The sequence below is a fragment of the Oceanobacter kriegii DSM 6294 genome, assembly GCF_000422845.1.
GTDB lineage: Bacteria > Pseudomonadota > Gammaproteobacteria > Pseudomonadales > Oceanobacteraceae > Oceanobacter > Oceanobacter kriegii.
In genome coordinates this window covers 19392-43459 of record NZ_AUGV01000004.1, presented here as the reverse complement: position 1 = coordinate 43459, position 24068 = coordinate 19392, and the positions used below count along the sequence as shown (strand labels likewise).

The following is a 24068-nucleotide window of genomic DNA, read 5'->3' as shown; positions in this document are numbered from 1 at the left end:
AAAAGGAGGGTCGTATGACTCCGGGTCAGAAATTCCGTCAGGCGCTGGCGAACAACAAACCGCTGCAAATTGTCGGCACCACCAATGCCTATCACGCCATGATGGCCGAGCGTGTCGGTCATCAGGCTGTCTATCTTTCGGGCGGTGGCGTGGCCAATCATTCGTACGGTTTGCCGGATCTGGGCATGACGACCATGAACGATGTGCTGGAAGACGTTCGTCGTATCAGCAGTGCAGTTGAAACCCCGCTGCTGGTGGATATCGATACCGGCTGGGGTGGTGCTTTTAACATCGGCCGCACCATCAAGGAAATGATCAAGGCCGGTGCGGCGGCGGTGCACCTGGAAGATCAGGTGGCGCAAAAGCGTTGCGGCCATCGCCCGAACAAGGAAATCGTCTCCCTGGAAGAGATGGTGGATCGCGTTAAAGCCGCGGTAGACGCCAAAACCGACAGCGACTTCTTTGTGATTGCCCGTACCGATGCCTTTCAGCAAGAAGGTCTGAACGCTGCTGTAGAACGTGCCCAGGCATGTCTGGAAGCCGGTGCCGACGGCATTTTCGCCGAAGCCGTGCATACCCTTGAAGACTATCAGGCGTTCGCGGATGGCATTGGTGGGGCGCACTTGCTGGCCAACATTACCGAATTTGGTGCGACGCCGTTGTTCAATAAAAACGAATTGGCTGAACACGGTGCCACCATGGTGCTGTACCCGCTGTCGGCGTTTCGCGCGGCTAACAAGGCGGCCTTGAACGTGTTCGAACATATTCTGGCGGACGGTGACCAGAAAGCCGTGGTCGACACCATGCAGACCCGTATGGAGTTGTACGATTTTCTGAACTACCACGACTTTGAAGAAAAGCTGGATGCCTTGTTCAAGGAAGGCAAAAACAAATAATCACTGCTTTGCAAGTCATCAGAGGGTCGACCAAGGCCCACTGGTGCAATCATCGGCAACGCCGTAAAACGGCAAGCGGCAACACCGATGAACCGTAAAACAACAAGTTGGCTGAAGTCCCACTGCCAACCTGGTTGCAAGTTTGCACCGGCCAGGTAGAAAAGACTCCCCAAAACGCTGCGTCAGACAGCGAGTCAGGGGCTTCAGCCGGCATATAAACAACGGAGAACGTGACATGGCTGAAGCAAAAAAACTGGCAGGCGCTGGCCTGCGTGGCCAATCCGCAGGTGAAACCGCCTTATGCACCGTCGGCAAAACCGGCGCTGGCCTGACTTACCGTGGCTACGACATCAAGGAGTTGGCCGACAACGCCCAATTTGAAGAGGTTGCCTATCTACTGTTATACGGCAAATTGCCCAACCAGACCGAGCTGAGCGCCTACAAAGCACGCCTGAAAGGCATGCGTGCATTGCCCGCCGCACTGAAAACCGTGCTGGAACAGATTCCGGCCGACGCCCACCCAATGGACGTTATGCGTACCGGCGCTTCCATGCTGGGTAATCTGGAAGAAGAAAAAGACTTCTCTGAAGCCCAAGACAAAATCGACCGCATGCTGGCGGTTTTCCCGGGCATGATCAATTACTGGTACAACTTTACCCATAACGATGGCTTGCGCGTCGAGGTTGAAACCGAGGCGGATTCCATCGCCGAACAGTTCCTCTGGACCTTGCATAACAAGAAGCCCGAGCCGCTGCACGTAGACGTAATGCACGCCTCGCTGATCCTCTACGCCGAGCACGAATTCAACGCATCGACCTTCACCGCCCGTGTGTGTGCGTCGACCTTGTCGGACATTCACAGCTGCGTCACCGGTGCTATTGGCTCCCTGCGTGGCCCCCTGCATGGCGGCGCTAACGAAGCCGCGATGGCGATGATTCAGGATTGGCGCTCTGCCGATGAAGCTGAAGATAAGATCATGGGGATGCTGGCTCGCAAGGACAAGATCATGGGTTTTGGCCACGCCATCTACCGTGAGTCTGACCCGCGTAACGCCATCATCAAGGAATGGTCGAAAAAGCTCTCTGAGAATGTGGGGGATGAACACCTGTACGCCGTTTCAGAGCGTGTCGAAGCCGTGATGTGGCGCGAGAAAAAGCTGTTCTGTAACGCCGACTTCTTCCACGCCTCGGCGTATCACTTTATGGGCATTCCAACCAAGTTGTTCACGCCGATTTTTGTTTGTTCACGGGCTTCAGGCTGGTGTGCACACGTGTTAGAGCAGCGCGCTAACAACCGCATTATTCGTCCATCGGCGGACTACACTGGCCCTGAAAGTGCCGCGTGGGTGCCGATTGAAGAGCGCGGTTAATAGCCGCTCTTGAGCATGGCGATATCAAAAGGCGGTGTAGGCATTCATGTCCTGATGTCCTCTTCGGGGGTCTTACCCCCGGGCCGGACGGGCAAGCCCCCGCCTTGCGCTGACGGCTCACGGATTCGTTTTTTGCTGCATGCTCGCGACGGACTCGCTCAGATTCGGCATCCCTGCCTCAACTGAGCTGAGAAAACATCCATGTTTTCTCGTCCTGCACGCATTTGCGAAAAACGGTTCGCCGAATGCGCGATCGGTATACGCAAGGCCGGGGATAAGTTCCCCAGAAGGTCATAGGCTCTTCGACTTCCAGAACCCGTTACCCAGAACAATTGCCATAGGATGGGCGCTCGCGCCCATCAATAAAAAATGATGACTGGCACTCTCCAACCACCCAACGGAGAGATCAAAGCGACCAGAAGAGAGATCACCATGAACAGCAATTTCCGTAAACCGCTTGCCGGTACCGACCTCGACTACTTCGATACCCGCGCCGCGGTCGAAGCCATCGAGCCAAGCTCGTATGACGGCCTGCCATACACCTCCCGTATTCTGGCCGAACAGCTGGTGCGCAAGTGTGAGCCCGAGCTGCTTAACGACGCACTGGGCCAGCTGATTGAGCGCAAGCGTGATCTCGATTTTCCGTGGTATCCGGCCCGTGTGGTCTGCCACGACATCCTTGGCCAAACCGCGCTGGTGGATTTGGCGGGCTTGCGGGATGCCATTGCCGAGCAGGGCGGTGATCCGTCCAAAGTGAATCCAGTGGTGCCAACCCAGCTGATCGTCGATCACTCGTTAGCGGTGGAAGCACCGGGTTTTGATCCGGATGCCTTTGAGAAGAACCGCGCCATTGAAGACCGTCGCAATGAAGACCGTTTCCACTTTATTGAGTGGACCAAAACCGCATTTGAAAACGTCGATGTGATTCCGGCGGGTAACGGCATCATGCACCAGATCAATCTGGAGAAAATGTCACCGGTCGTGCAATCACGCGAAGGCGTGGCGTTTCCGGACACTTGCGTTGGTACCGACTCTCACACCCCACATGTTGATGCCCTGGGCGTAATTTCCGTTGGTGTGGGTGGTCTGGAAGCCGAAACCGTGATGCTAGGCCATCCGTCGATGATGCGTCTGCCGGATATCGTCGGTGTGAAACTGACTGGCAAGCGCCAGCCGGGCATTACAGCCACCGACATCGTACTGGCGTTGACCGAGTTTCTGCGTGCCGAACGGGTGGTAGGGGCTTACGTGGAATTCTTCGGTGAGGGAGCTAACAGCCTGTCTGTAGGGGACCGTGCCACCATTTCCAATATGACACCGGAATTTGGTGCCACGGCGGCCATGTTCTACATCGATGAACAAACCATCGATTACCTGAAGCTGACGGGTCGTGAACCTGAGCAAGTGGCTTTGGTAGAGCAATACGCCAAAGAGACCGGCCTGTGGGCGACGGCCCTTGAAGCTGCCGAGTACGAACGTGTGCTGGAATTCGATCTGTCGACCGTCGTGCGCAATATGGCCGGCCCATCCAACCCTCATCGCCGTCTGCCAACCACGGCGCTGGGTGAGCGTGGTATTGCTGATGCTCAAAAGCTTACCGAAGCCAAACAACACGAAGCGGATGGCCTGATGCCGGATGGCGCTGTGATCATCGCTGCGATCACTTCCTGCACCAATACTTCCAACCCGCGCAACGTCGTGGCTGCTGGCCTGTTGGCCAAAAAAGCCAACGAACTGGGGCTGGTGCGTAAGCCATGGGTAAAGACCTCGTTTGCTCCTGGCTCCAAGGTCGCCAAACTGTATCTGGAAGAATCCGGCTTGCTGCCTGAGTTGGAAAAACTCGGATTCGGTATCGTCGCCTACGCCTGTACCACCTGTAATGGTATGTCCGGTGCTTTGGACCCGGCGATTCAGCAGGAGATTATCGACCGCGACCTGTATTCCACCGCTGTACTGTCCGGTAACCGTAACTTCGATGGCCGTATTCATCCGTATGCCAAGCAAGCGTTTCTGGCTTCGCCGCCATTGGTTGTGGCTTACGCCATTGCCGGTACTGTACGTTTTGATATCGAGCAGGACGTTCTGGCTACTGTTGAGGTGGATGGAGAGGCCAAGGAAATCACCCTCAAAGATCTGTGGCCGTCGGATGAAGAAATCGACGCCATTGTTGCCGCCAGCGTCAAGCCAGAGCAGTTCAAACAGGTGTATATCCCGATGTTCGATCTGGGTGAAAAAGAGCAGGCTGAAAGCCCGCTGTACGCCTGGCGTGAGCAGTCCACCTATATCCGAAGACCGCCCTATTGGGAGGGCGCTTTGGCCGGCGACCGCACACTGACTAACATGCGTCCACTGGCGATTTTGCCAGACAACATCACCACGGATCACCTGTCGCCATCGAACGCCATTCTGATGAACAGCGCAGCGGGCGAATACCTGCACAAGATGGGTCTGCCGGAAGAAGACTTTAACTCCTACGCCACCCACCGTGGTGACCATTTGACCGCCCAACGCGCGACCTTGGCGAACCCGAAACTGATGAACGAAATGTGTCGCGATAGCCAGGGCAATGTGATTCAGGGATCGCTGGCTCGGGTTGAACCGGACAGCGAGCAAATGCGCATGTGGGAAGCCATCGAAACCTACATGAATCGCCGTCAGAACCTGATCATTGTTGCTGGTGCGGATTACGGTCAGGGCTCTTCCCGTGACTGGGCTGCCAAAGGCGTGCGCCTGGCGGGTGTTGAAGTGATTGTGGCGGAAGGCTTCGAACGTATTCACCGTACCAACCTGATCGGTATGGGTGTGTTGCCGGTGCAGTTCCACGAAGGCATCAACCGCCATACGCTGGAACTCGACGGCACTGAAACCTACAGCATCATTGGCGATGTTGCCCCTCGTGGCGAGTTAACGCTGGTGATTACCCGCACCTCGCTTGGCCACGAAGGTGAAATGGTGGAAGTGGGTGTTACCTGCCGTCTGGATACTGCGGCAGAAGTCGAGGTGTACAAGGCCGGTGGGGTATTGCAGAAGTTCGCCCGCGATTTTCTGCAAGGGGCCTGAAGCTATCTACAGCTGGGCGTCTGGGGTCGGATGGCGCTTCGCTTATTCGGCCTACGGTGAAATTGCAGGGTGATCCGTGTTCATGGGTCTGGAACGTAGGAGCTGGCTTGCCTGCGAAAAGGCGCTTGTGGTGCGCGGTGCACACCCTACGAAGGGAGAGTCGGATGGCGCTTCGCTTATTCGACCTACGAAGGGTGAGTCGGATGGCGCTTCGCTTATTCGACCTACGATGAATTGTAGGATGGGCCCGGCCCATCTTCTGTTGGGCGGGGCCCAACCTACGGAAATTACGTCGGCGTATCGTTTTTGGCGCCCGACGAAAAAGGTATAAACCATGGCTCATCTTCCTCAAATAAAAATCCCGGCGACTTACATTCGTGGCGGTACTTCCAAAGGCGTGTTTTTCCGTCGTGAAGATCTGCCTGAGGCAGCCCAGCAACCAGGGGCGATACGTGATGCGATTCTGATGCGGGTGGTCGGTAGCCCGGACCCGTACGGCCAACAGATTGATGGGATGGGCAATGCGTCGTCCAGCACGTCGAAGACGGTGATTGTGGATCGTCCGAGCGTGGCAGGACACGACGTTGACTATCTGTTCGGTCAGGTGGCCATCGACAAACCCTTTGTCGACTGGTCGGGTAACTGCGGCAATCTGACGGCGGCGGTGGGTGCATTTGCCATTATGTCGGGCTACGTCGCCGCTGAGAAAATCCCGCAAAACGGCATTTGCACCGTACATATTTGGCAGAAAAACATCAGTAAAACCATTGTCGCTCATGTGCCAATTACCAATGGCGAAGTGCAGGAAACCGGCGACTTTGAGCTGGACGGTGTGACCTTTCCAGCAGCGGAAGTCGTGATTGAATTTATGGACCCGGCCGATGGCGAGGGCTCCATGTTCCCAACCGGCAATGTGGTTGATCAGCTGGAAGTACCGGCCTTTGGCGACAAGCCCGCAGCGAGTTATCAGGCGACCATGATCAATGCCGGTATCCCGACCATCTTCCTGAATGCAGCGGATATCGGTTATAGCGGCACCGAGTTGCAAAAAGACCTCAACAGCAACGCCGAAGCCTTGGCCTGGTTTGAACACGTGCGTGCTCATGGGGCCATTAAAATGGGTTTGATCAAGGAATTGGACGAAGCCAAAACCCGTCAGCACACGCCCAAAATTGCTTTTGTTGCGCCAGCGAAGGCGTATACCTCATCGAGCGGTAAGGACATTGCCGAGGCTGATATTGATGTGTGTGTGCGGGCGCTGTCGATGGGTAAGTTGCACCACGCCATGATGGGCACAGCATCTGTGGCGATTGCCACGGCGGCAGCGGTTCCGGGGACTCTAGTGAATCTGGCGGCTGGTGGCGGTGATCGAACGTCCGTTACCTTTGGTCATCCATCCGGCACCTTGAAAGTCGGGGCGGAAGCTCGTCTGGTCGACGGCGATTGGACTGCCACCAAGGCGGTCATGAGCCGAAGTGCACGAGTGATGATGGAAGGCTGGGTGCGCGTACCCGGCGAGCTAGGGACCCTCTGAATAACTCTGCACTGCTCTGCGTGAGTCCTGCAGGTTGTCAGAACAAGGCGGCGAATGCAGTGAAATGACTTGTCCTTTCCAAATTCGCCAACACCGTTCTGGCAGTCTGCAGGCCGCGCCCTACGGGGATGACAGGGCATTGCTGACTCTGTGTCGCTGATTTTTGACTTGACCCGTCAGGCCTGCAAATCAGCTTCGTGATTCAGCTTCGCCTTGTCATCCAGAGCGGGCACCGAGTTATTCAGAGGGTCCCTATATCCGAGGCGGAATAAGTGGCCTGATGGCTGTTCACAGCGCCGACTTATACCGCTCCATTAAGGTCTCAATCAGCATGATGTCGAAGGTATCAATCGCCGCCAGCAGGTTGATACCAATTTCCTGAAATTCAACCAGTTGGTCTTTTTCAGACAGGTCAATGAGCTGTTCGGCAAAGGCTTTGGTGTCGTCCAGACTTTGGGTGGTGTTGGCTTTTTTGAACATCGGCGCCAGCTGCTGGGCCAGCTTACCGCGTTGTTCCGGGGTGCTACTGCCGGTATCGCCACCTGTATTGCTGCTACCGGTATTGCCAAGTCTGTCAGTCGGCTTGCCCGCTGATGATCCCGCGGAATGCCCCGGTCTGATGGTTGGGCTATCGACGGACTGGTGCGGTAGCCAGGGCTTCAGCATGGATACCAGCTCACGCCGCAATACGGGTTTGCGTAAATGGCCGTTGAACATGGCCAGCTGGCCCGGGTCTTCCGGGTTGTTGACCACCGAGGCGGTGAGGGCAATTACGGGTAAATCCGGGTGCTTGGCGCGTATCTGGCGAGTGGCTTCATAGCCGTCCATCACGGGCATTCGTATGTCCATCAATACGGCATCAACTTCTTGTGCATTACGCCCCAAAATGTCCACGGCTTGCTGGCCGTCCTCGGCTTCGATGATCCGAACGGAGGACTGGTCAAAAATCTGTTTGATCAGCTCCCGATTGTTGCTGATGTCGTCGACCACCATCACGCTGCAGGAGGTAAAAATACCGACGGTTTCGGCGGCTGGTGTGGCGGCGCGGTCGATGGCGTCGGCCATGTCGATGCTGGCGATATCCAGCGCTGGCAGCCTGACGATAAAGCAGGCGCCTTCTCCCGGCGTGCTTTCAACCGAAATCACCCCATTCATCATCTCTACCAGTCGTTTGGAAATGGCAAGGCCCAGTCCGGTGCCACTGGCATCGTTGGCTTGTTTGTCGACCAGTTGTTCGAATTCACCAAAAATCAGCTGCTGATCGTGTTCGGAGATGCCAATGCCAGTATCGCAGACCCGAATTTCGAGCCCGACTTTGGATAGGTGATCGTCAATGTGAAGAATTTTGGTTTCAATGGCGATGTGCCCTTCGGCGGTGAATTTGACGGCGTTGCCGACCAGGTTGATCAATACCTGACGCAAGCGAATGTTATCCACCAAGACGGCTCTGGGCAGACCGGGATCGGTGTTGACCACCAGATCCAGCCCTTTGGAGGTGGTCGTCAGCGAGAAAAACTCAGCAATCTCGTCCACCAGGTGATTGATGCTGGTGGGTGCAGTACGAATTTCCAGTTTGCCGGATTCAATTTTGGACAGATCCAGAATGTCGTTAATCAGCTGCAATAGCGACTCACCTGCTTTGTGTACGGTATCGACGTATGTACGCAGGCGTGGCTTGTCGAGTTGTTCACTGAGCAGTTCGGTAAAGCCAATGATGGCGTTCATCGGCGTGCGGATTTCATGGCTCATATTGGCCAGGAAGGTGGATTTTGCCCGGTTGGCTACTTCGGCTGCTTCCTTGGCGCGGGCCAACTCTGATGTCAGTCGTTTGGACTCGGTGATGTTGCGGAACACAGCATAAACGGCGGGTTTGCCTTCCAGCAGGATTTTGGTCAGTGAAATGTCGACCCACAGCTTATTGCCGTCGCTGTTGCAGACCATCAGTTCAAACTGATGGTTGCCTGCGTTCAAGCAGACTGAAAAAGCGCGCAACAAAAGCTCTTGGGTGTCCATGCCACCGGGTTGTAATGATGGTGCAAGGTCTTCCAGACGGCAGCCTTTCAGAGCATCTGGACCCGCCCGCCCGAACAGCTGCTCGGCGGCGTGGTTAAAGGCGATGCACTCCCCAAACAGGAATATCATGTTGCACTCGGTGGCTTCCTTGAACAGCGCCTTGAAGTTATCGCGTTCGGTTTGCAGCTGCATCTCGGCTTGTTTGCGCTGATCCACTTCTCGGGCCAGCTTGCGGTTCCAATGCAGGCTGGCTGCCACGTACAACACAAAGATCACCGCAATTTGAACCAGCAGGGTGTAGTCGACCTTTTCGGCAAACTCAACGTCGGTCCATTGTTGCAGCACCTTCAGACGTTCGGATTCGCTGATGGATATGTTGGCGCTCTCAATCGCGGTACGCAGCTGCGGTGACTGGCGGCTGATCATAATGGTTGGTTTGATCAGGATGCCGGTCTTGCCGACGACCTTGATGTTGCGGTGGTTGTCGACACGAAGCAGGTGATTGGCGGTGATCAGGGGCAGGGCAATGGCATCGAGTTCACCCCCTTCCAGCAGGTCGAGCCCCGCCTGATAACTGTCGAATGGGGTGATGACGCTATTCGGCACCTTGTCGCGCAGGGTGTATTGGTAGCTGGCGGCTTCGGGTACGCCTATGGTGAGGTTTTCCAGCGATTGCAGATCACCAACAAAGTCTGATCCTTGGGTTTTCAGGATCACCAGAGGTGTCGTCAAGAGCGTGGTGAGCGGTTCGTAATACTCACGGAAAGGGAACGAGTTGACGTCATCAACGACCACCACGGAACGGTTGCCATCGCTGGGTACAAAATGCACGCCCAGGCTTTGTTCGGCCTGGCCCAGATATTCGCCAGCCAAACCGTCGAGCTGGTCGTTTTCAACAAAGTAAACAGGCGGCATTGATGGGCCGCTGACACTGATGGTGGGGTTTGCCTTGAGCCACTCCACTTCACTGAGTGACAGGATAATGTCCTGATTGATGCCGTTTTGATCCGGTATCCAAAGCTGCATGCGCTGGTCCATGTCGGTGCGGCTGTAATCCGCCAGCGCGTCGTTGAGGATGTCGCGCAGAATGGGCATGTTCATCGGTACCGCCATGCGGAAATCTTCGGCGGTGAAGGACTTCAGCGGTTTGATGTTCAGAACGCCTTGCTGGCCCAGCACATAATGAACCGCAGGGTAGGGACCAATCAGCAAGTCGGCTTTGCCTTCCAGAACCATTTGTATGGATTCACTGACGTTGGCGGTTTTTACCAGTGTCATGCCTGGGTATTGGCGACGAACCAGTTCTGTCAGCGGATGGTTTTCGACGATGGCGAGCTTCAGGTTACTCAGGTAGGTTTCGCTGCTGCCGACCAGATCGCTGTGGCCAAACAGATAAATCCCCATGCGAATGTAGGGGGTGCTGAATAACAGATCATTGTTGAGAGACCAGCTTTTCACGCTGGTGGCCAGAATGTCTACCTCGCCGTTGCGGCTGGCTTCCAGCAAATCCGGCCAGTCGGCCATCACATAATTAACGTTTAAACCAGCGCGTTTGAGGATGTCACCCAGCAGGTTTTGGGAAAAGCCATCGGGTTCGCCTTTGCTGTTCACGAAGTCGTAAGGGGCGAGATCCCGCTGTACACCGACGGTGATGGTCTTCTGGGTGCTGACCCAGTATTTCTCTTCAGCGTTCAGTTCAAACGCACGACTGCCGCAGGACGCGGTCATCAGCAGCATCCAGACCAGCAGAACAAACGGACGCATGGGCGGATTCCTTTCCGGGATTATTGATTGACGATGGCGATGAATTCGTCGGCGTTTTGAAGGAATACATCCACCAGGCCGGGGTCGAAATGGCTACCGCGGTTTTCTTCGATGTAGCGGATGGCGTCGTCGGTGGTCCAGGCTTCCTTGTACACCCGTTTGTGCGTGAGGGCGTCGAACACATCGGCAATAGCGACAATGCGGCCATAGATATGAATGTCAGCGCCGCTGATCCCACGCGGGTAACCAGTGCCGTCCCAGCGCTCGTGATGTTGCCAGGCGATGATGTCGGCAGCTTTCAGCACCTTGCGTGACGAGGTTTGCAGAAACTGATGTGCCTTTTCCGTGTGCGTTTTCATGATTTCGTACTCGGAGGGCGATAGTTTGCCGGGCTTGTTGAGGATTTCCTTGGGAACAAACACCTTGCCAATATCGTGCATTGGCGAGGCATGAAAGATGATGTCTTCGTCTTCGCTTGAAAGCGATGGCTCGTGGTAGGCCAGCAGTCGGGAGATTTCTGCTACTCGTTTGATGTGGCGTCCGGTTTCGTCCGAGGTGAACTCCATCAGTTCGGTCAGCATGTGAATCATTTCCAGCTGGCTTTGTTCCAGCTCGGTCATCATGCGCTTTTCGGTCAGGTTAACCTTACGTTGCAGGCTGAGGTTGTTTTGCCGAAGCAGTTTGCGGGATGCGTGCAATTCGAGGTGGGTGCGAACCCGAGCCAGCAACTCGGCGGCGTGAAATGGTTTGACGATGTAATCGACCGCGCCGGCTTTAAAGCCGCGAGTAATGGCATCAACGTCTGAGCGGGCGGTGAGGAAAATAACCGGTGTGTCGCTGTGGCGAGGGTCTTGCTGAATAAATTCACACACCGCAAATCCGTCGATGCCCGGCATCATAATGTCGAGCAGGATCAGATCGAACTCCTGCGACTTCAGTAGTTGCTGGGCTTTCTCTCCGGATGTGGCGTAGGACAAATCGTAGCTTTCTTCTCGCAGAATGCTCATCGCAACCCGGATGTTATCAGCAACGTCGTCTACTACCAGAACTCGACAATTTCTATCCATGGATGACCCATCTATCAGAATGTCCTGATGTTCAGCTTAATCATTGTGTTTTTTATCTTCTACTACTCTGCGTTTATTGGCAGCTTTAGTCATAAAGGAAAAGTTTAGTACATCTTTGAGGTATATCGAACTGGCTTGAATGAGGCGCGACGGTGCGCTCAAAGACCAATAGAGATTAAGGCAGAGGGGTTTAAAGGGGCGGAAGCAGGGGGTTGGGCCAAGGGGTTAAGAAAGAGGAGGCCAAGAAAGAGGGGTGCGCGCTTGAACGCAGGCAATAAAAAAGCGGGCCGAAGCCCGCTTTTACACTGGATCAGTGTCTATCAGGAAGGAGTGCGAGTATCGGATTTCTCGCTGTCCTCGGTAGACGCTTCCTCTGTGCTTTCAGTTGATTCTGCTTCAGTCGCTGGGGCTTCGGAAGCCTCGGTGTCTGTAGAAGCAGCTTCTGCTGCAGGTGCCGTCAGGCTTTCGTTGGCTTCAGCTGTATCAGCAGTCTGGGTTTCGCTGGTTTCGACAACCGACGCTTCCGCGTCTGCTTTAGGCGCTTCTGCTTGTGGAGCAGCATCAGTTTCGACAGCAGTGCTTTCAACAGCTGCGCTTTCTGCGGTTGCTTCGGCCACTTCAGCTACCTGAGCATCAACAACCTCGGCAACAGGGTCTGCTTCAACCTGGGCTTTGGCCTTTTCAGCTTTAGCAGCTTTGCCTGAGTTGCGTGGGTCGTTAGGTGCACGACCACCGGCACGGCGACGACGACGGCGACCAGAAGACGCTTCTTCGGTATCTGATTCGTTGTCGGCTTTTGCCTCAACTTCTGGCTTGGCGTCTTCTGCTTTTTCGGCTTCTGCTTTCGCTTCAGGCTCAGATGTAGCTACTTCAGCAGGTTTTTCTGCTGCAGCTTCCTTTGCTTCTGAAGCTTCTTGGGCTTCCGCTACAGGAGCATCGGCCTTGGCGGCTTCCGCAACAGGTTCGCTGGTGGCAGCTTCGTCTGCTTTGGTTTCTGTAGCTGGGGCTTCGGCCGCGCTCTCAGTAACCGCAGTGTCTTCAGCGTTTGCATCAGCATCCTGCTTGTCGGCTGACTTGCGACGACGGCTGCGACGACGACGGCGAGTTGGTTTCTCTTCGTCGCCTTCTTCTGCATTTGCCTTTTCTGCGCCGGCCTTTTCAGCATTAGCTTCTTCAGCATTGGCGCTGCCTTCTTGTGCTTCGTCGGCAGAAGCAGTCGCTTCTTCAGACTTGGCTTCGGCTGGCTCTTCTGATTTTGCAGTGTCTGCTACTTCAGCTGTTGCTTCTGTCGCTTCGGCTGCAGTTTCAGTTACAGGCGCTTCTTCTACCTTGGCTGCTTCAGTGGCCTTGCTCTCAGTCGCTTCAGTTGCCGCTTCTGTGTTTGCATTGTCAGCATTCACGGTTTCGGCATTTGCAGTTTCTGAGTTGCTGGCTTCCGCATTGTCAGACTTGCGGCTGCGACGACGACGGCGACGACGACCTGGGCGCTCTTCGGCGTTGTCCTGGCCGCTGTTGTCAGCTGCAGCGGCTTGAGTTGCCTGTGCGTCTTCTGACTTGGCTGCCGGTGCTGCTACTGGCTTGTTCTCACCTTCTTCCGCACCTGGCTTTGGTGTTTCGCGACGGAACTCAGTGCTGCCGTTGCTGCGGTCGCGGCGAGGGCGACGACGACCGTTGGAGCGAGCTTCCTGAGTGTTCTCAGTGTTGCTGCTGTCGGTGTCTTTGCCGGTCTCTTCGCGACTATCGGCCTTACGATCTGCATTACGCTCGCTATTGCGGTCGTTGCCACGTTCGGCGCGGTCGTTGTTACGGTCATTGCTGCGATCGTTATTTCGATCGTTGTTACGACGACGGTTGCGGCTACGGCTGCGACCATTCTCGTTGTTACCGCTTTCGCTGTCGTCAGTACGCTCGGAAGAACGTTCAGAACGGTTGCCACGGTTATCAGACTTCTCGTCCTGATCACGGTTGTTGCGACGGTTGCGGCCATTGCCACGCTTGTTGCCGTTACCGTTGTTGCTGCGACCTTCTTCCTTGCGTGCCTTGTTGGCAGGCTTGGATTCCGCTGCTGGCTTTTCTTCTTCGGTGTTGCCACCGAACAGGCTGGACAGGAAACCAGCGACTTTTTCAATTACGCCCTGGGATTCTGCAGGGCTGGCTTTTTCGGCCGGTTTTGGCGCAGGTTGTTCGGCTACAGGCTGTGCTGCCGGGCGAACCACACCTTTAACAGCGGCTTCCTGAGCTTTGCTTGCAGGCGCAATGGTGGTGTCGATGCCATAATCTGGCTCGGCTTCGTCGAAGCGATGCTCGTAGGAAATCTCACCCACCAGGCTATCGTCCGGACGCAAGCGCAGCACTTCAAAGTGCGGAGTATCCAGTTGCGGATTTGGCAGAACCATCACACGAGTGTGGTGACGACGCTCAATCTGTTCGATCAGGGCGCGTTTTTCGTTCAGCAGGAAGCTGGCAACCACTACAGGTACGATGGCACGAACCTGTCCGGTGTTTTCCTTGGCGGCTTCTTCTTCAATCAGACGCAGGATGGACAAGCCGGTGGACTGAACATCACGGATAACGCCAGTACCGCTACAGCGTGGGCACACGTGGCCACTGGTTTCTTCCAGTGACGGACGCAGACGCTGACGGGACATTTCCATCAAACCAAAGCGGGAAATGCGGCCAATCTGAATGCGAGCACGGTCCATTTCCAGTGCTTTCTTCAGACGGGTTTCCACTTCACGTTGGTGCTTGTTGGACAGCATGTCGATGAAGTCGATAACCACCAGACCACCCATGTCACGCAGGCGCAGCTGGCGGGCAATTTCGTCGGCCGCTTCGAGGTTGGTATTGAAGGCAGTGTCTTCAATATCGGAACCTTTGGTGGCACGGGAAGAGTTGATGTCGATGGACACCAGTGCTTCGGTTGGGTCGATGACGATGGAACCGCCGGAAGGCAGCTTCACTTCACGCTGGAAGGCGCTTTCGATCTGCGACTCAATCTGGAAACGGTTGAACAGCGGTACGGTATCTTCGTAACGCTTGAACTTGTTGACGTACTGCGGCATCACCTGCTCAACAAACGCCAATGCTTCGGCGTGGGCAGCATCGGTGTCGATCAGTACTTCACCAACGTCCTGACGCAGGTAGTCGCGGATAGCACGGATGATGACGTTGCTTTCCTGCAGCAGCAGTTGAGGCGCAGCCACTTCGTCGTAAGCGCGCTGTACGGCTTCCCACAAACGCAGCAGGTAGTCTAGGTCGGATTGCAGTTCCTGACCCGTGCGGCCAATACCGGCAGTACGGACGATAACGCCCATCTTGTCCGGAATGGTCATTTCCTTCATGGCATCGCGCAGTTGTGAACGATCGTCACCTTCGATACGACGGGAAATACCACCGGCACGTGGGTTGTTTGGCATCAGTACCAGGTAGCGACCGGCCAGGCTGATCTGGGTGGTCAGGGCAGCGCCCTTGTTACCACGTTCTTCTTTGTCAACCTGAACAATGATTTCCTGGCCTTCCTTGATCACATCCTTGATGTTGATGCGACCTGGACCCGGGTCTTTGCGGAAGTATTCGCGGGAGATTTCCTTCAGTGGCAGGAAGCCATGACGCTCTGCACCGAAGTCTACAAAAGCGGCTTCGAGGCTAGGCTCGATGCGGGTGATCTTGCCTTTGTAAACGTTGGATTTCTTTTGCTCTCTGGAGCCGGATTCAATGTCCAGATCGTACAGTTTCTGGCCGTCGACCAGCGCTACGCGCAACTCTTCCGGTTGAGTTGCGTTAATCAGCATTCTTTTCATGCAGTACGGTTAGCTCTGTTGGGCATACGCACCACTGGCAATTCCGACGCTTGTAGGTCGGCCAATACCAAAATGTTTATGGGTGCTTTGAGAGGGCTGCACATCGGTACGTCTTAACTCGATGCCACAGGGCCTGCTGCATAGGTGCATTCCGGCACCAACACTCCAGACGGCGGCTGATTTTCTGTGGGGTCGGCGTTGTGTCGCGGACGCGCCATGCAAACCGGATTTTTCCCGGTATCAGACAGCCTGTCTTCCATAATTTGATAAAGCGAGATCGCCAGCAGTTGGGCTGCCTGGTTTATCTCACTGGCGGGGGCGTCGATATTGGCGCGAAACAGTGGGGCTATATTTCCCGCGGCGGCTTCGGTGTTTCTGGTCCATAAGCGGCCGTCTGACTGTTTCGCAGGCTCTGATATCTCGCAACCTGCCGGGTTAAATCTTGCGAAGAGTTTCTTGAAACCTCTTCTTCTTCTATACTCGCCGGCTTTGTTTCGGCGTTCATGCAGTGGCTCTAAAGATATACATGAGCCATACAGCAGTCGGAATATAGCAACAAAGTTTGGTGGCAGCAAAGCTTTGGACGCAAAGCGGCAACTCCACCTGAAATGATGAGGTTTTGCGGCCATTGGTTGGCTTGCCACTTGTCTGTTTCCGCCAGTTTTCGGAGTCCTATGGCCAGGTTTGAACTCGACACATCCAAAGTTAACTTCATTGAGGTAACCGAGGATAACGACGGTCAACGTATTGATAATTTCCTGATCACCGCCTTGGGCAAGGTGCCCAAGGCGTTGGTTTACCGCATTGTTCGCAAAGGCGAGGTGCGGGTGAATAAAAAGCGGGTCAAGGCCGACAGCCGAATTCACAGCGGCGATTTGATTCGGGTGCCGCCGATTCGCTTGCCGCAGGAGCAGGCGGCCGCTCATGCTTCCGATGACCTGCTGCAAGGCATTCGGGATGCCATTGTGTACGAAGATGATGCCATTATGGCGGTTAACAAACCGCACGGATTGGCTGTTCACGGGGGCAGTGGCGTCAGCCTGGGTTTGATTGAAGCCGTGCGCCAGATGTACCCGTCGCACACCTTTCTGGAGTTGGTGCACCGGCTTGATCGTGATACCTCGGGCATCATTCTGATTGCCAAGAAGCGTTCTGCACTGGTGGCGTTGCAAAAAATGCTGGTCAATAAAAGCGGTATCCAAAAGCGTTATCTGGCGCTGGTGCATGGCCGCTGGCCGGCATCCGTGAACGAAGTGAAAGCGCCACTGAAGAAATTCGAGCGCAAATCCGGCGAGCGTATTATGTTGGTGGACGGCGAGGGCAAAGCGTCACATACCCGTTACAAACTGGTGTCATCCGGCCCGCACTATTCGCTGGTCGAAGCCGAGCCGGTTACTGGACGTACTCATCAGATTCGGGTGCATTGCCAGTTTCAGGGGTATTCCATTGCCGGTGACGACAAGTACCGCGACAAGGCTCAGGTATTGATCGATCAGCAGCACGGTTGCCGTCGCCTGTTTCTGCACGCGCTGCAACTGGAGTTCCGTCATCCGATTTCGGGTGAGCATATGTCGTTGGTCGCCAAACCGAATAAAGACTTCGAGAAATTCCTTAATAAAGAAGGATGCCACTATGAGCTATGAGCTCATCATCTTTGATTGGGACGGAACCCTGGCCGATTCTACCGGCCGCATTGTTGATAGCATGCAGCATGCCGGGCGTCTGACCGGCTTGCCTGCGGTGACCGATGCTGAAGTACAAAACATCATTGGCCTGGGGCTTCCTGAAGCATTGCAAACCCTGTGGCCGGACATTACGGCTGAGCAGCTGGACGCCATGCGTGAAGCCTATGCCCGCAACTTTGTCTACGACAGCCAGGTTAAAATGACGCTATTCGAAGGCGCAGAGGTCTTGCTGGAAACCTTGCAGCAGCATGATCGCTTGCTGGCGGTGGCTACCGGTAAAAGCCGCCGTGGGCTGGATCGCATTCTGGATGATCTGGCGTTGCGCCATCGCTTCGCGGCAACGCGTTGTGCTGATGAAACCCGTTCCAAGCCCGATCCTTTGATGCTGCATCAGTTGCTCGAAGAGCTGAATGTTGCGGCCGATAAGGCCGTCATGATTGGTGATACCACTTATGATCTGGACATGGCCAATGCGGCGGGTATTGATTGTGTGGCAATGAGTCACGGCGCGCACGATGAAGACTTGCTACTGTCTTCCAATCCAAAAGCGTTGCTGCATTCTATTGCTGAGTTGCAGCAGTGGTTGTTGCAGCACTGATTAAATGGCGTAGCCAATTGTTGAAGTAATTCGTTATGGAAGAACCGATGAATCGACCTGAAGATTCCAGTAAAGAATGGAAGTTGATTGAAAAGCTGGTGATGGATCTGCAGAAGGAACAACGCAGAACCCGCCGCTGGGGCATATTCTTTCGCTCCTTGATGTTTATCTATCTGTTTGCCTTGCTTTGGTTTATTCGTTTGCCAGTAGACGATGCCATGGAAATGGCCGACGGCGAACCGTTTGCGGCTATTGTTGAAATCAACGGTGCTATTGCTGCTGATCAGGACGCCAATGCCGATACCATTATCACGGGTATTCGCAATGCCTTTGATAATGAGGCGGCCGCAGGGCTTATTCTAAGAATCAACTCGCCAGGTGGCAGTCCGGTGCAGGCGGGATACGTCTATGATGAAATCAAGCGCTTGAAGTCGCTGCGACCTGAATTCCCGGTCTACGCTGTCATTGTCGATCTGGGTGCTTCCGGTGCGTATTACATTGCCGCGGCAGCGGATGAGATATACGCCGACAAGGCCAGTCTGGTGGGTTCTATCGGTGTGGTTGGCTCTGGCTTCGGTTTTACCGGTATTATGGACAAAGTGGGTGTTGAGCGTCGGACTTATACGGCTGGCGATCACAAAGGCTTCCTGGACCCATTCCAGCCTGAGCGTGAAGACGAACGTGAATTCTGGCAAGGGGTGCTGAAGGTTACTCACAAACAGTTTATTGATCAGGTGAAGCAAGGGCGGGGCGACCGTTTGTCGGATGATCCTGATTTGTTCACTGGTTTGATCTGGTCTGGCGAGCAAGCGCTCGAGTTGGGCCTGATTGACGGACTGGCATCGTCCAGTCAGGTAGCCCGTGAACAATTGAATACGGAAGAGCTGGTGAACTTTACGCTGCGACCTGATCCAATTCAGGAATTGGTTGGCAAGCTGGGTGCATCACTGGGCAAGGGTATTGCCACCACAGTAATGGGGCAGGGAATTCAGCTGCGTTAAGGGTAATTTCATTAACGCATTGGTTTTTCTGGCTTTTTGATTAAATAATTTTGACAACGGGGGGCGAGGTATCTAATATCTCGCGCACTATGGCAGAGGCGCAGTTACCCCATCGAGTCGATGCGACTAAACTTGTTGAAATAAATCAACGGTTTAACGCTGAAATCGACAGTTCTGAACTCCTTCGTTTGAATGAATCCGTAGATCAGTGCCTGGCACCGGTTGCGGTAGATGTTTCATTTGATCGGGACCAGGAACGTCATCGAGTGATGATGGGAAAATGTTCCACTCGGGTTTCCATGATATGTCAACGCTGTCTTGGAACCGTGGATGTGGATGTAGAAAGTCAGTTTTCGCTGGGTTTGGTATTTAACGACGATCAGGCAAAAAATTTGCCCAGAAGTCTTGAACCGGTGGAAATGGACGAAAATGGCATTATCGATCTCTGGTCGGTAATGGAAGATGAAGTGCTTCTGGCGCTTCCGATGTTTCCAATGCACTCGGATAACGAATGCCGGATTCAACAGCAGCCCGAGCCGGAAAATACAACCAGCGGTAACGAAAAGCGGCCAAATCCGTTTGACGTTTTAGCACAGCTCAAACAGAAATAGTGTAGGAGCCAACAATGGCGGTTCAACAAAACAAAGTAACTCGTTCCAAGCGTGGTATGCGTCGTTCTCACGATGCACTGGACACTGGTTCCGTAGCCCTGTCTACTGATCCAACCACTGGTGAAAAGCATCGTCGTCACCACGTGACTGCTGACGGTTTCTACCGTGGCAAGAAAGTCGTGGAGACTGGCAACAGCTAAGATGTTAACCATCTCGGTAGATGCCATGGGCGGGGACTTAGGTCCCCGCGCTGCGTTCTGGGCCGTTAAAAAGGTTCTGGCAAGAAAGCGCGATATTGCTATCCGTTTATATGTCGAAGAATCTCTGGTTCAGGAAGCTACCGATATCATCGCTGATGGCAGTGGCCGGCTTCGGGTGATTGGATGCGGTGTCAGTGTCTCAGCGGATGATAAACCTTCCGTCGTTCTTAAACGGCGACAGTCTTCTTCCATGGTCAGGGCCTTGCTGTCTTGTCGTCATGGCGAATCCCAGGGCGTTCTGTCAGTTGGCAGCACTGGCGCACTGATGATTCTTTCCCGTCGCTTGCTGGGCGTTCTGCCCGGAATTGATCGGCCTGCGTTGGCCACCCAGATTCCCACTCGTGGTAAACCACTTTTATTGCTCGACCTTGGCGCATCGCTTGGAGCAACGGCTTCGCAGTTGGTGCAGTTTGCTGTGCTTGGTGTGGCCTGGTGTCGTTCGATGAATATCCATGAGCCAGAAGTTGGCATCCTTAATGTCGGTCATGAATCCGGTAAGGGAACGGAAGACATTCGTTCGGCCTCCGGTATCTTGCATGGGTTAATGCCGGCCAACTATCGCGGTTTCTTTGAAGGCGATGATCTGTATCGGGGTGACCTGGATGTCATGGTCTGTGACGGCTTTACCGGAAACGTTGCGTTGAAAACCAGTGAGGGGCTGACCCAGTGGTTGACCCAGATGGTAAAAGACGAGTTACGCGGACATTGGATTTTGAGACTTGTGTCACCCGTGCTGCGAGCAGCGTTTCGCCGCATACACCAACGCATTGCGCCGGCTCGTCATGGTGGTGCCATGCTGCTGGGTATTGATGGTGTGGTGGTGAAAACCCACGGCAAGTCGGATGAATCAACCTTCGAGCACGCCATGTGCTACCTGGCCAAGCAAGCGGTGAATCATGACCGTGAGGCACTAATTCGCCAAATTATGCCAATGCAGGCGGCGATTGCCTGAAACAAATTCAATAAAATTGTGCCTGTTGGTTGTTTACTGTGAGCGGACAGGGTCCTAGTATGGCGCCCGCCTTCGGGTTGCAGCATGTCTCTTGAGTTTTTATCCTTGCTGCAATTGGTATCCCGAGGGGCAACAGTCAGGTGTTTTGCTGTTGCTGAAACCAACCAGTCTGGTGGTCATTAAATGACAGATGTAATTGCGATTTTTCCGGGTCAGGGTGCACAAGCTGTTGGCATGCTGGCCGATCTGGCGGCTGAATACGATGTAATCGGCGAAACCTTTGCCGAAGCGTCCGACGCCATTGGTATGGATCTGTGGGCTCTGGTCCAGGACGGTCCAGCCGAAACCCTGAACCTTACCTATAACGCCCAGCCTGCGCTGCTGACTTCCAGCACTGCGGTTCTGCGTCTGATTCAATCCCAGTGTCCGGCACTGAACATTGTTGCTGCTGCAGGCCACTCCCTGGGCGAATATTCTGCTCTGGTTGCAGCTAACGCACTGGACTTCGCCGACGGCGTGAAGCTGGTACGTAAGCGTGGTCAGCTGATGGATCAGGCCGTTCCGGCCGGTCAAGGCGGTATGGCTGCCATCATTGGTCTGGACGAAGCCGCTGTGGCGCAGGTTTGCGAAGACGCAACCGCTGCTGCTGGCGTAGTAGAGCCAGCCAACTTCAACGCTCCGGGTCAGATTGTGATCGCGGGCGCTGCTGCCGGTATTGAAAAAGCCGTTGAACTTGCCAAGGCTGCCGGTGCCAAACGCGCACTGCCGCTGGCCGTAAGTGGTCCGTTCCACTCCAGCCTGATGAAAGCCGCTGCGGAAGACTTCAAGGAAGCACTGGCCGCCGTTAGCTGGCGTGCTCCGGCATTCCCGGTATTCCACAACGTTGATAACGCTCCGGCTCCTGTGGCTGAAGTTCAGGAAAAACTGTTGGCTCAGCTGTACAGCCCGGTTAACTGGACGGGTGCAGTTCAGGCCGTACGTGGCAAAGCCGATGTGGCAGTAGAATTTGGTCCGGGCAAGGTATTGGCCGGTCTCAACAAGCGTATTGATAAAACGTTGGCAACTCACGGTACTGGCGATCTGGCCAGCGCCAAAGCTGTCATCGAAATGATTCAAGGATAATTACATGTCTGAACAAGCATTGGCGCTGGTAACCGGCGCGTCACGTGGTATTGGCCGTGCTGTGGCCGAGACACTGGCCAAGCAGGGTTACAAGGTGGTTGGTACTGCAACCAGCGAATCCGGCGCAGCTTCCATTCGCGAAGCGCTGCAGGCTGTTGGCGCTGGCAACGATGCCATCGTACTGAACATTGCTGACGCTGAACAAACAGCAGAAGCATTGAAAGCCTTCCTGGCTGAACACGGCACTCCGGCGGTATTGGTAAACAACGCCGGTATCACCCGTGACAATCTGTTCCTGCGCATGAGCGATGAGGAATGGAACGCTGTTATCAACACCAACCTGAGCGGTGTGTTCCGCGTCTGCAAGGCAATGGTCAAGCCTATGATCAAAGCCAAAGCCGGTGCGATTGTGAACATCAGTTCAATTATTGGTACCACTGGTAACGCGGGTCAGGCAAACTACGCCGCGGCCAAGGCCGGTCTGGAAGGTTTCACTCGCTCTCTGGCGCAAGAAGTGGCTGCACGCAATATCACTGTTAATTGCGTTGCACCGGGTTTTATCAAAACTGATATGACCGACGTCTTGCCTGAAGCGCAAAAAGACGCCATTCTGTCGACCATTCCGAGCAAGCGCTTGGGTCAGCCAGAAGAGATTGCCGGCGCTGTAGCCTTCCTGGCCAGTGACGCTGCAAAATACATCACAGGTCAGACCATTCATGTGAATGGCGGCATGAATATGGGTTAAGGTCGTCACGACCTTGGAATCATTAAACGGTAGGAAAAACCATGAGCAACATCGAAGAACGCGTAAAGAAAATCGTCTGTGAACAGCTGGGTGTTAAAGAAGAAGAAGTTAAGCCAGCTTCCTCTTTCGTAGACGATCTGGGTGCAGACTCTCTGGACACTGTTGAGCTGGTAATGGCTCTGGAAGAAGAATTCGAAACCGAAATTCCAGACGAAGATGCCGAGAAGCTGACTACCGTTCAGGAAGCAATCGACTACATCGTTGCGAATCTGTAATAATCGCAACGTCTGAAAGCCGCCTCTTCGGACGCGGCTTTTTTTGTGTCTGTAATGGGGAAATTTGAACAGTGATGACAAAACGACGTGTAGTGGTAACGGGCCTTGGCACTGTTAATCCGCTGGGTCTGGATGTAGAAACCACTTGGCAAGCACTGTGTCAGGGAAAGTCCGGTATCGGACCCATCACTCATTTCGACGCCAGCAGTTACTCCACTCAAATTGTCGGTCTGGTAAAGGATTTTGACGTTACATCGGTAATGTCTGCCAAAGAAGCACGCAAGCTTGACCTGTTTTTGCAATACGCGCTGGTCGCTGCCGATCAGGCACTGAAAGATGCCGCTTTGCCAGAAGATACTGACTTCGACCGCGTGGGTGTGGCCGCAGGCTCCGGTATCGGTGGTCTGAATACAATCGAACAAAATTATCAGCAGCTGGAAAAGAGCGGCCCTCGTCGGGTGTCGCCATTCCTGGTGCCTGCTGCGGTTATCAATATGGCCGCAGGTAACATCGCCATTCGTCATGGTCTGCGAGGCCCTAACTTCGCAATCACGACCGCCTGTACCACAGGCACCCACAACATTGGCTACGCGGCTCGTACCATCGCCTATGGCGATGCCGATGTGATGCTGGCCGGTGGTGCGGAAGGTTCTTCATCGCCGCTGGGTATTGCTGGCTTCGCCGCTGCCCGCGCCATGAGTACCCGTAACGACGAGCCGGAAAAGGCCAGTCGTCCATGGGACAAGGATCGTGACGGTTTTGTGCTGAGTGACGGCGCTGCCATGTTGGTGCTGGAGTCACTGGAACATGCGCAGGCTCGCGGTGCCAAGATCTATGGTGAAGTGGTTGGTCTGGGTATGAGCGACGACGCTCACCACGTAACCAGTCCTCCAGAAGACGGTTCCGGCGCTCGCAAAGCAATGGAAAACGCTCTACGTGATGCCGGTGTTGCGCCAGAGCAAGTGGGCTACATTAACGCTCACGGCACCTCTACCCAAGTAGGTGATATTGCTGAAACCCAGGCCATCAAAACCTTGTTTGGTGACCACGCCTACAAACTGGCGGTGTCTTCCACCAAGTCGATGACTGGCCATTTGTTGGGTGCAGCTGGTGCAATCGAAGCCATGATCACGGTTCTGGCGTTGCAGAATGGCAAGATTCCACCCACCATCAACCTCGATAACCCGGACGAAGGCTGTGATCTGGACTATGTGCCACACACTGCCCGCGATGCCGATATCGAATACGCCATTTCCAACTCCTTTGGTTTTGGCGGCACCAACGGCAGTCTGCTGTTTAAACGCTTCGACGGATAA

18 protein-coding genes are annotated in these 24068 nt (G+C 54.6%); 14 read left to right on the top strand and 4 right to left on the bottom strand.

What is annotated here, in order from left to right:
- Nucleotides 1-14 precede the first annotated feature (14 nt).
- From prpB to prpF, 4 genes are all read left to right on the top strand, one after another.
- A complete protein-coding gene (gene prpB, locus G516_RS0103150) occupies nucleotides 15-896 on the top strand; it encodes a methylisocitrate lyase (protein ID WP_028292431.1) in 882 nt (293 codons plus the stop codon).
- Nucleotides 897-1131: 235 nt separating this feature from the next.
- On the top strand, nucleotides 1132-2265 hold the full coding sequence (gene prpC / locus G516_RS0103145; protein ID WP_028292430.1) for a bifunctional 2-methylcitrate synthase/citrate synthase: 1134 nt from the start codon (nucleotides 1132-1134) through the stop codon (nucleotides 2263-2265).
- Between the two features lie 432 nt (nucleotides 2266-2697).
- Nucleotides 2698-5325 (top strand): Fe/S-dependent 2-methylisocitrate dehydratase AcnD, encoded by a 2628-nt coding sequence (acnD, locus tag G516_RS0103140; protein ID WP_028292429.1) that lies wholly within the window; start codon nucleotides 2698-2700, stop codon nucleotides 5323-5325.
- Between the two features lie 334 nt (nucleotides 5326-5659).
- Entirely contained in the window at nucleotides 5660-6859 is a 1200-nt protein-coding gene (gene prpF, locus G516_RS0103135; protein WP_028292428.1) for a 2-methylaconitate cis-trans isomerase PrpF, read from the top strand.
- Between the two features lie 288 nt (nucleotides 6860-7147).
- On the opposite strand, the gene G516_RS0103130 is transcribed toward prpF, so the two are convergent.
- The 4 genes from G516_RS0103130 to G516_RS24850 all read right to left on the bottom strand — a co-directional run bounded on the left by G516_RS0103130 (nucleotide 7148) and on the right by G516_RS24850 (nucleotide 16147).
- Nucleotides 7148-10636 (bottom strand): ATP-binding protein, encoded by a 3489-nt coding sequence (locus G516_RS0103130; protein WP_028292427.1) that lies wholly within the window; start codon nucleotides 10634-10636, stop codon nucleotides 7148-7150.
- A 20-nt stretch (nucleotides 10637-10656) separates the two neighbouring features.
- A complete protein-coding gene (locus G516_RS0103125) occupies nucleotides 10657-11703 on the bottom strand; it encodes an HD domain-containing phosphohydrolase (RefSeq protein ID WP_028292426.1) in 1047 nt (348 codons plus the stop codon).
- Between the two features lie 320 nt (nucleotides 11704-12023).
- Nucleotides 12024-15494, bottom strand: coding sequence for a ribonuclease E (rne, locus tag G516_RS20810; RefSeq protein ID WP_036534255.1), 3471 nt, complete (start codon nucleotides 15492-15494; stop codon nucleotides 12024-12026).
- 122 nt (nucleotides 15495-15616) lie between these two features.
- Nucleotides 15617-16147, bottom strand: a complete 531-nt coding sequence (locus tag G516_RS24850; RefSeq protein WP_169449489.1) for a hypothetical protein — start codon at nucleotides 16145-16147, stop codon at nucleotides 15617-15619.
- Nucleotides 16148-16177: 30 nt separating this feature from the next.
- Here G516_RS24850 and G516_RS0103115 point away from each other — a divergent pair, with 30 nt between their 5' ends.
- The 10 genes from G516_RS0103115 (at nucleotide 16178) to fabF (ending at nucleotide 24068) form a co-directional block, all read left to right on the top strand.
- Complete coding sequence (locus G516_RS0103115; RefSeq protein WP_028292425.1) at nucleotides 16178-17146, top strand: RluA family pseudouridine synthase; 969 nt, start codon at nucleotides 16178-16180, stop codon at nucleotides 17144-17146.
- On the top strand, nucleotides 17136-17786 hold the full coding sequence (locus G516_RS0103110) for an HAD family hydrolase (RefSeq protein WP_028292424.1): 651 nt from the start codon (nucleotides 17136-17138) through the stop codon (nucleotides 17784-17786). The genes G516_RS0103115 and G516_RS0103110 overlap by 11 nt, the downstream gene beginning before the upstream one ends.
- A gap of 47 nt (nucleotides 17787-17833) precedes the next feature.
- Nucleotides 17834-18787 (top strand): S49 family peptidase, encoded by a 954-nt coding sequence (locus tag G516_RS0103105; RefSeq protein WP_245582597.1) that lies wholly within the window; start codon nucleotides 17834-17836, stop codon nucleotides 18785-18787.
- An 89-nt stretch (nucleotides 18788-18876) separates the two neighbouring features.
- Entirely contained in the window at nucleotides 18877-19398 is a 522-nt protein-coding gene (locus G516_RS24250) for a YceD family protein (protein ID WP_028292422.1), read from the top strand.
- Between the two features lie 14 nt (nucleotides 19399-19412).
- Complete coding sequence (gene rpmF / locus G516_RS0103095; protein WP_028292421.1) at nucleotides 19413-19598, top strand: 50S ribosomal protein L32; 186 nt, start codon at nucleotides 19413-19415, stop codon at nucleotides 19596-19598.
- Nucleotides 19564-20610 carry a phosphate acyltransferase PlsX gene (gene plsX, locus G516_RS0103090; RefSeq protein ID WP_156878929.1) on the top strand — a complete coding sequence of 349 codons (1047 nt, stop codon included), beginning with the start codon at nucleotides 19564-19566 and terminating at the stop codon, nucleotides 20608-20610. Before rpmF ends, plsX begins: the two co-directional genes overlap by 35 nt.
- A gap of 183 nt (nucleotides 20611-20793) precedes the next feature.
- On the top strand, nucleotides 20794-21732 hold the full coding sequence (gene fabD / locus G516_RS0103085; RefSeq protein ID WP_028292419.1) for an ACP S-malonyltransferase: 939 nt from the start codon (nucleotides 20794-20796) through the stop codon (nucleotides 21730-21732).
- Between the two features lie 4 nt (nucleotides 21733-21736).
- Complete coding sequence (gene fabG / locus G516_RS0103080; RefSeq protein ID WP_028292418.1) at nucleotides 21737-22477, top strand: 3-oxoacyl-ACP reductase FabG; 741 nt, start codon at nucleotides 21737-21739, stop codon at nucleotides 22475-22477.
- 41 nt (nucleotides 22478-22518) lie between these two features.
- Complete coding sequence (acpP, locus tag G516_RS0103075; protein WP_028292417.1) at nucleotides 22519-22752, top strand: acyl carrier protein; 234 nt, start codon at nucleotides 22519-22521, stop codon at nucleotides 22750-22752.
- A gap of 74 nt (nucleotides 22753-22826) precedes the next feature.
- Nucleotides 22827-24068: a beta-ketoacyl-ACP synthase II gene (fabF, locus tag G516_RS0103070; RefSeq protein WP_028292416.1), complete on the top strand. Its 1242-nt coding sequence runs from the start codon at nucleotides 22827-22829 to the stop codon at nucleotides 24066-24068.